Raw genomic sequence first — 6,373 nt, 5'->3', positions numbered from 1 at the left:
GCCGTCTCGCCCGCGACCCTGCGCAAGTGGGTCCAGCTGGGCCATCTGCGGTCCGCGGGCAGGCAGGGGCGCAGACTGCTCTACCGGCTGGAGGACGTGTTCGCCGCGGAGCGTTCCGTACACCGCGCCGAGATCCCGCGCCGCTAGCCGGACCTGCTCCCGCGCCCCGTGACCCGCTCCCAGAAGGGCCCCACCCGCACCCCGGGTGGGGCCCTTCCGCTGTTCCCGCGCACGCGCCAACCACCGCCCTGAGCAGGCCTGTTGCGCGATCGGGCACCCCGGATCACACTTGGAGCAGCGGCAGAACCGCGCCCACATCCGGGGCGACGGGTCTGCCGCTTCGTGCTGCTCCGGCCGTCTTCCACGCCCCCTCCGCTCAGGAGCCGGGCGCCACGGCCATGCCATGCGGCACACCACCGTGAAAGGAGTCCCCTCGTGGACCAGATCCTGTTCTGGAACGCGGTGGCCCTGGAGGCCGACCGCACCACCCACACCACGGGCGCCCCCGCCGAGGCCGGCACCCGGGGCCCGTGCGGCGCCTCGCGGGCGCTGGCACTGACCCATCTCGCCATGCACGACGCCTACTTCGCCATCCACCCCGGCCACGACTGCTACCTCGGCGACTCGCTGCCCGAGGCCCCGGCCGGCGCCTCCTCCGACGCGGCCGTCGCCGCCGCCGCGCACGCCACGCTCAGCGCCCTCTACCCGACGCAGAAGGAGTACTTCAACGCCCAGCACCGGGCCGCCGGCCTCCCGGCCGGACCGGGCACCGGCACCGGCCACGCCTTCGGCCTGCGGGTCGCCCGGGTGCTCCTGTCGCTGCGCGGCGGCGACCCCGGCCTCGGCGACGACGGCTACGTCTACTCCACCGACCGCGGCCACCACCGCCCTGACCCGGTCGACCCCGGCCAGAGCGTCTACGCCGCCCACTACGGCGCCCGCTCCCACCTCTTCGCGGCCACCACCCGCCACCACCTGGACGCCCCGCCGCAGCCGGGCAGCCCCCGGTACGAGACGGCGCTGCGCCAGGTGCGCGCCAAGGGCATCGCGACGCATCTCATCGGCGCGCTGCCCGAGGACCTGCGGACCGACCGGCGCACCCCGCAGGAGACGGCCATCGGCATGTTCTGGGCGTACGACGGAGTCATCGGCCTGGGCACACCGCCCCGCTCCTACAACATGATCGTCCGCAAGGTCGCCGAGGCGCAGCGGAACGACACGGCCCAGAACGCCCGGCTGTTCGCCCTGCTCAACGCGGCCATGGCGGACGCGGGCATCCTCGCCTGGACCGACAAGTACGTCTACGACCTGTGGCGCCCGGTCGTCGGCATCCGCGAGCACGACCCCTCCTCGGGCCCGGCCGGCACCGGCCGCGCGGCGCTGAGCGCGGACGCCGACCCCGAGTGGCTGCCGCTGGGCGCGCCCAACAGCAACAACCCCGGTGGCAGGGTCAACCGGACACCGAACTTCCCGTCCTACCCCTCGGGCCACGCCACCTTCGGCGCGGCGGCCTTCCAGTCGGTGCGGCAGTTCTACCGCCACGGCTCGTACGGGCCGGACAACCTGGCCGCCGGGCTGGAGTTCGTCTCCGACGAGCTGAACGGCACGACCACCGACACCAACGGGATCGCCCGGACCCGGGTGGTCCGCACCTTCCCCGGCGGGCTCTGGGACATGATCCGCGAGAACAGCCTCAGCCGGGTCTTCCTCGGCGTGCACTGGAACTACGACGGCTGGGTCCCGAACGCCTCCGGCGACATGGACCTGAGCCTCAACATCGGCGGCGTCCGGCTCGGCCTCGACATCGCGAACGACATCGCCGCCCACGGCCTGCGCGCCTCCCGCGCGGCCGGCCCCGCGGCCTAGGGCCCGTACGCCCGTGAAGCTGACCCGCGGTCGCAGGCCGCATACCCAGAAGGAGTCCCCCGTGAGGACCGACGACACCTCCGACGCGGCGACCGACGCCGTGACCGAGTCCGGCTCCGGCCACCCCGGCGACAACCCGCCCCCGCCCCCGGCGCGGCGCGGCGGCTTCGTCTATGTGATGAGCAACCAGGAGACCGGCAACTCGGTGACGGTCTTCGCCCGTGACGTCTACGGCAACCTGACCCGCAAGGGCACCTACCCGACCGGCGGCCTCGGCGTCGGCCGCAGCTACGACCTGGAGGACACCTCCGACCCGCTGGTCTCGCAGGGCTCGCTGATCGCCTCGGAGGACCGGCGGTTCCTGTTCGGCGTCGACTCCGGCAGCAACGAGGTCTCCTCGCTCGCCGTCGAGGGCGAGCGGCTGCGGCTGGTCAGCCGGGTCGCCACCGGCGGAGTCCGTCCGGTGAGCGTGGCCGTGCACGGCAACCTCCTGTTCGCCGTGAACGCCACCGACGGGTCGGTCTCCGGCTTCCGCGTCGGCGACGACGGCACCCTCACCCCCGTCGACGGCTCCCGCCGGGCGCTGATCGGCGGGGCGGCGGCGGGCCCCTCGCAGATCCAGTTCACGCCGGACGGCACCCAGCTGATCGTCACCGAGCGGCAGACGAACATCATCGACGTCTTCCCCGTCGACGCCTACGGCCGCGTGGGCGAGCCGGTGCGCAACCAGTCCGCGGGCCTGGCCCCGTTCACCGCCACCTTCCACGGCGACGTGCTGATGGTGACCGAGATCATCGGCGCCCCGGGCTTCCTGGGCTCCATGTCCACGTACCACGTCGACCGCGACGGCACCCTCCAGGTGATCAGCGCGTCGGTGACCACCACCGAACTCACCACCTGCTGGACGGCGAACAGCGTCCTGGACCCGGGTGTGGTGTACGTGGCGAACGCCCAGAGCGGTTCGATCGGCGGCTTCCGTATCAACGAACAGGGCGAGATCACGCTCTTCCCGGCCGACGGCCACCTCGCCGTCAGCAAGAACTCGCACGCGACCCAGGACATGGCCATCACCGACGACGGCCTGTACCTGTACGTGCTGACCGCCGGGATCGACGAGAAGATCGCCGACCCCCGGCTCCCCACCTACGTGGAGGGGACGCCGTACTGCGACAGGATGACGATCAGCGCCTACCGCGTCGAGGCGAGCGGCGGGCTGACGACGCTCAAGGGCTTCGGCGTGGCCGACGACCCGCCGCGGGTGGTCAGCCCCGGCGTGCTCGCGCCCAGTGCGGGCGGGCTGGCGCCGGGATCGGAGGGGATCGTCGCCTTCTGACCCACCGGCCCCCCCGGTCCGCCGGGCCCACGGCCGTCCCGCGAACGCCGGCCGTGGGCCCGGCCCGGACCTCCTACGCCGCCAGGACCGCCAGGTCCAGCCGGCGCAGCCGGTCCGGGTCCGCCCGCAGCGTGATCTCGGTGATCCGGCCCTCGGCCAGGGTGAAGCCGATGACCACCTTGAGCTCGCCCCCGGGCACCCAGACAGCGCCCACGGCGCCGTCCACCAGGGCGAGTTGGGCGGTCTGGGCGCGGCCCTTGAACGTGCCGGCCACCGCCATCGCGCCCCGGACCTCGCCCATCGCGCCCACCTCCACGGTCGCCCGGTCGGCCCGGACCACCACGTCCGGGTCGAGCAGGTCGAGCAGCGCGTCGAAGTCCCCGGCGCGCGAGGCGGCGAAGAAGGCGTCGACGACCTCCCGCTGGCGCGCCAGATCCGCGTCCGGCACCGGTGCGGACTCCTGCACCCGGCGCCGGGCCCGGCTGGCGAGCTGGCGGGTGGCGACCGTGGAACGGCCCACCACCGGGGCGATCTCGTCGAAGGGCACCATGAACATGTCGTGCAGGACGAAGGCGATCCGCTCGGCCGGCGCCAGCGTGTTCAGGACGACCAGCATCGCCAGGCCCACCGAGTCCACGAGCAGCACCTCGTGCTCCGGGTCGCCCGGCTCCTCGTGCCCGCGCGTGTGCACCGGCACGGGCTCGTCGTACAGCAGCTCGCGCCGGGAGTCGCGGGAGCGCAGCATGTCCAGGCAGACCCGGCCCACGACGGTGGTGAGCCAGCCGCCGAGGTTCTTCACGCACGCCACATCGCTGCGGCTGAGGCGGAGCCAGGCCTCCTGGACGGCGTCGTCCGCCTCGTTGAGGTTGCCGAGTATCCGGTAGGCGACGGCCCGCAAGTGGGTGCGGTTGGCCTCGAACCGCTCGGCCAGCCGTTCGCCCTCGTCCACGTTCACGGTCACGTTGTTCCCCTGCCTCACCCGTAGAGGTGACACCGACTGTATCCGCTGACCCGCCCCGCGGGTACGGCGATCCGGCGCTCAACCTCGTTACGGAACAGGCCATTTGATGGAGGCCCCATGGCCGTACCACCCGCCACACCCGCACCCGGCGCCCCCCGGGTCGACGCGGCCCGCGCCCAGCGTCTGGAGGCGCACGGCCGTTCCTGGGCCTTCGAGCTGGGCGGCGAGCTCTTCGAGCTGCCCCGCGAACTCACCCGCGCGACGGCGCGCGCACTGCGCGCGCTCGGCGGCGACGACCTCGCCGCCTCGCTCGGACTCCTCCTCGGCGAGGCCCAGTCCGCACGGCTGCGCCGCCACCGCCCCTCGCCGCACGACGCCGGGGCGGTCCTCGCGTCCTGGGGCCGCGACACCGGGCTCGGCCTGGGGGAAGGCTGCGCCTCGGCGTGTACGTGGAGGACAACGCCGAGGCGCTGGAAGCCGCGCTCCTGCGCCATTACGGCGTGGACCTCCTGGACTGGCACCGCGGGCGGCTCTCCTCCCGCCGTCTGTCGGTCCTGATCCGCCATCTACCGAAGGAGCCGTCATGGTGACCAGCGGCCAGGCCGAAGGAGTCGCGATCGAACTGGAGCGGCTGCGGCGCGCGGTGGAGGTCGGGTTCGCCACCACCCGGGGCGATCTGGCGCTGCTGCTCCAGCGCGCCGACCAGACCGACAAGACCCTGGGAGAACACGACAAGCGCCTTGAGGCGCTGGAACGCGGGCGCTGGCCGCTGCCGTCGCTCGCGGCGCTGACATCGGCCGCCGCGCTGGCGGTGAGTCTGTGGCAGGGCGCCGGCCGGTGAGCCGGCGCCGGGAACCGCGCGCGGCCCGCACTCGGCGGGCCGCGGTCGGCGGACATGGCCGGTGAATCTGGCCGGTGGATCTGGCCGGTCCGTCGGGCGCGGTCAGTCCGTCGGTCTCTTGGGGCGCCAGACCACCAGCGCGCCGGTCGGCTGCACGTCCTGGTACGGCACCAGATCGCGCCGGTACGACGCGTGGACCTGGGCCTCGCGCTGCCGCATCGCCGCCGCCGCGCCGTCCACCGCCGCCGAGAGCTCGGCGACGCGCTGCTGGAGCGCGGCCACCTGGTTCTCCAGCTCGATGATGCGCTTGATACCGGCCAGGTTGATGCCCTCGTCCTGCGACAACTGCTGGACGGTACGGAGCAGTTCGATGTCGCGGGCCGAGTAGCGCCGGCCGCGCCCGGCCGTGCGGTCGGGCGAGACCAGGCCGAGGCGGTCGTACTGGCGCAGGGTCTGCGGGTGCAGCCCGGAGAGCTGAGCGGCGACCGAGATGACGTACACCGGCGATTCATCGGTCAGTTCGAACGGATTGCGTCGTCGGCCGTCCATCTCATGCTCCCTTCGCGGCCTGGAACAGTTCTGCCCGCGGATCGTCGTCCGCGGTCGCCTCGCGGAACGCCTCCAGGGCCTCGCGTGCCTTGTCGTCGAGGTCCTTGGGCACCATGACCTCCACGGTGACCAGCAGGTCCCCGCGCGAGCCGTCCTTGCGGACCGCGCCCTTGCCACGGGCCCGCATCGTACGGCCGTTGGGGGTGCCCGCGGGCAGCTTCAGGGTGACCGGGGGCCCGCCCAGGGTGGGCACCTTCACCTCGCCGCCGAGCGCCGCCTCCACGAAGGAGACCGGCACGGTGACGGTGAGGTTGTCGTCCCTGCGGCCGAAGACGGGGTGGCTGTCCACATGGACGACCACATAGAGGTCGCCCGCGGGACCACCGCGCTCGCCCGCCGCGCCCTTGCCGCGCAGCCGGATCCGCTGGCCGTCGAAGACGCCCGCCGGAATCCTGACCTGCATGGTCCGCGAGGACTTGGCACGGCCGCTGCCCTTGCACACCTCGCACGGGTTCTCCGCGATCAGACCGCGGCCCTTGCAGTCCACGCACGGGTCGGTCAGCGAGAAGCCGCCGCCGGTGCCGCGCGAGACCTGGCCGGTGCCGACGCACGTCGGGCACACCCGGGGCGTGCCGTTCTTGTCGCCGGTGCCCGAACAGGCCTTGCAGGGGGCCTGGCTGGAGAGCCGGATCGGGACCGTGGCCCCGTCGACCGCCTCGGTGAAGCTGAGCGTCACCTCGGACTCCAGGTCCTGGCCGCGGCGCGGCTGGGTGCCCCGGGTGCCCGGACCGGCGGTGCCCCGGTTGAAGAGCCCGCCGAACAC

Annotated in this window: 7 protein-coding genes; 4 read left to right on the top strand and 3 right to left on the bottom strand. The window is 73.5% G+C overall.

Going from position 1 to position 6,373, the window contains the following annotated elements; genetic code table 11:
* Positions 1-435: 435 nt before the first annotated feature.
* Positions 436-1,866 carry a hypothetical protein gene (locus ACJA3G_RS27090; RefSeq protein WP_406555664.1) on the top strand — a complete coding sequence of 477 codons (1,431 nt, stop codon included), beginning with the start codon at positions 436-438 and terminating at the stop codon, positions 1,864-1,866.
* Positions 1,867-1,927: 61 nt separating this feature from the next.
* Positions 1,928-3,199, top strand: coding sequence for a lactonase family protein (locus ACJA3G_RS27085; protein ID WP_406555663.1), 1,272 nt, complete (start codon positions 1,928-1,930; stop codon positions 3,197-3,199).
* Between the two features lie 73 nt (positions 3,200-3,272).
* Here the strand turns inward: ACJA3G_RS27085 and ACJA3G_RS27080 are convergent, their stop codons facing one another.
* The gene (locus ACJA3G_RS27080) at positions 3,273-4,160 is read right to left on the bottom strand and encodes a sigma-70 family RNA polymerase sigma factor (protein ID WP_406555662.1); all 888 of its coding nucleotides are present in this window, start codon (positions 4,158-4,160) and stop codon (positions 3,273-3,275) included.
* 117 nt (positions 4,161-4,277) lie between these two features.
* Here ACJA3G_RS27080 and ACJA3G_RS27075 point away from each other — a divergent pair, with 117 nt between their 5' ends.
* Both ACJA3G_RS27075 and ACJA3G_RS27070 read left to right on the top strand, forming a co-directional pair.
* Positions 4,278-4,718, top strand: coding sequence for a hypothetical protein (locus ACJA3G_RS27075; RefSeq protein ID WP_406555661.1), 441 nt, complete (start codon positions 4,278-4,280; stop codon positions 4,716-4,718).
* 25 nt (positions 4,719-4,743) lie between these two features.
* On the top strand, positions 4,744-5,001 hold the full coding sequence (locus tag ACJA3G_RS27070) for a hypothetical protein (RefSeq protein WP_406555660.1): 258 nt from the start codon (positions 4,744-4,746) through the stop codon (positions 4,999-5,001).
* A gap of 102 nt (positions 5,002-5,103) precedes the next feature.
* Here the strand turns inward: ACJA3G_RS27070 and ACJA3G_RS27065 are convergent, their stop codons facing one another.
* Positions 5,104-5,550 (bottom strand): heat shock protein transcriptional repressor HspR, encoded by a 447-nt coding sequence (locus tag ACJA3G_RS27065; RefSeq protein WP_406555659.1) that lies wholly within the window; start codon positions 5,548-5,550, stop codon positions 5,104-5,106.
* 1 nt (position 5,551) lies between these two features.
* Positions 5,552-6,373: DnaJ C-terminal domain-containing protein (locus ACJA3G_RS27060; RefSeq protein ID WP_406555658.1), on the bottom strand; the 822-nt coding region annotated here is incomplete at its 5' end.

Source organism: Streptomyces sp. YS-3 (assembly GCF_045257485.1).
In the GTDB taxonomy this organism is placed as follows: Bacteria; Actinomycetota; Actinomycetes; order Streptomycetales; family Streptomycetaceae; genus Streptomyces.
Note: the sequence above shows the minus strand (reverse complement) of the source record. Positions and strands in the feature narration are given on the sequence as shown.

Bases quoted from the DNA above. Each gene is read 5' to 3' on its own strand.
- ACJA3G_RS27075 (WP_406555661.1), top strand. From the start codon at position 4,278: ATGGCCGTACCACCCGCCACACCCGCACCCGGCGCCCCCCGGGTCGAC.
- ACJA3G_RS27070 (WP_406555660.1), top strand. From the start codon at position 4,744: ATGGTGACCAGCGGCCAGGCCGAAGGAGTCGCGATCGAACTGGAGCGG.
- ACJA3G_RS27065 (WP_406555659.1), bottom strand. From the start codon at position 5,550: ATGGACGGCCGACGACGCAATCCGTTCGAACTGACCGATGAATCGCCG.